Here is a 1,152-nt window from a genome sequence, read left to right on the forward strand (position 1 = left end):
ACTCGGTCGTTTCTGGCGAAACCCCGGAATCAGCGATCAGCAAGCGCGTCAAGCGCAACCGGCTGATATCTCCCAACTACTTTTGAGGACAGGCTCTCAGGACGACAAATAGACCTTGCCAGCGACAATCAGAATGCGCACAAACTGTCGCGCCGCGACAATCAACTTCTCACCCTGATCGTCGCGCAACTCTCACCTTGATCGTCGCGCTACACCTTGGTTGGTGTGAAGCTTGGAAACTCCACCTTACCAATGAACCCGGTGGCCACCGAGATCGAAATCGCATGGGGTGGGGCATGCCCCACCCCATGCGATCGCCTCAATCTACACCAGAAATTACACCACGAGCGCGGACGCTAGCCCCTTGCCGTGCCTAGGCAGCGTGAAAGCAGGCTCCGCCACCTCAGGCCAGCGCAGGCAAAAGGGCAGCTTTCGGGATCCCGGCGCGCGCCCGCTCATGACCAGGTCTGGGTGGATTTCTGAATGGCGGTTTTTGGCTCAATCTCCCCCTTCCAGGCTTGCGCGCTGCTTGTGTGCCCGAAGACAGTCGGCGTATGACCAAGCATCTGCTGCGCACCTCTACTGACGGGATTTGTCAGGACCCTATCCATAGCTTGCGCCTATGCTAAAATGGAGACAAGCATGAGCCAGCAAGTCATCGAATGTGTCATCTTCCGTCTCGTCGACGGAACCGACCCTTCAGGGTTCGCAAGGATCGCTGAAGACCTGAACACATGGATTTCCCAGCAACCCGGCTTCATCGCTCGCGCTCTGTCCTGCGCCGCCGACGGTGAATGGATCGACCACGTGACGTGGGCGTCGATGGAAGATGCCGAAGCTGCTGCCACAAAGTTGACGGATGCCGCAGAGGCCGGGCCATTCATGAGCGCAATCAACACTACGTCTGTGACCATGCGTCATGCGACGCTGCTCGTGACAGCCTAGCGAGGGCGATGCGCCGCTCCGAACGCCTTGCCGAAATCGTCGAGATTGTGCGCGACGGACGTTTGCACAGGGCCAGCGATATTGCCGAGGCACTCTGCGTATCGGAGCGCACAATAGACCTGTTGCGAAAGTGGGGATTAGGGGATTCCCGTTTGGCGTAAAATCTGATTCACGCTTTGGATGCAGAGGTTTTGCGCTGAGCGGCTG

The 1,152-nt window shown here is 58.2% G+C and carries 1 protein-coding gene; it reads left to right on the forward strand.

Features of this window, described 5'->3' with window-relative positions; all coding sequences use genetic code 11:
• Window positions 1-642: 642 nt before the first annotated feature.
• Window positions 643-945: an antibiotic biosynthesis monooxygenase family protein gene (locus C0V72_RS16110; RefSeq protein ID WP_143704653.1), complete on the forward strand. Its 303-nt coding sequence runs from the start codon at window positions 643-645 to the stop codon at window positions 943-945.
• The last annotated feature ends 207 nt before the right edge of the window (window positions 946-1,152 follow it).

Origin of the sequence: Porphyrobacter sp. TH134 (assembly GCF_002855495.1) — a bacterium.
Taxonomy (GTDB): Bacteria; Pseudomonadota; Alphaproteobacteria; order Sphingomonadales; family Sphingomonadaceae; genus Erythrobacter.

What these genes read in the sequence shown, in the direction of transcription:
- C0V72_RS16110 (WP_143704653.1), top strand. Translation starts at nt 643, where the DNA reads ATGAGCCAGCAAGTCATCGAATGTGTCATCTTCCGTCTCGTCGACGGA.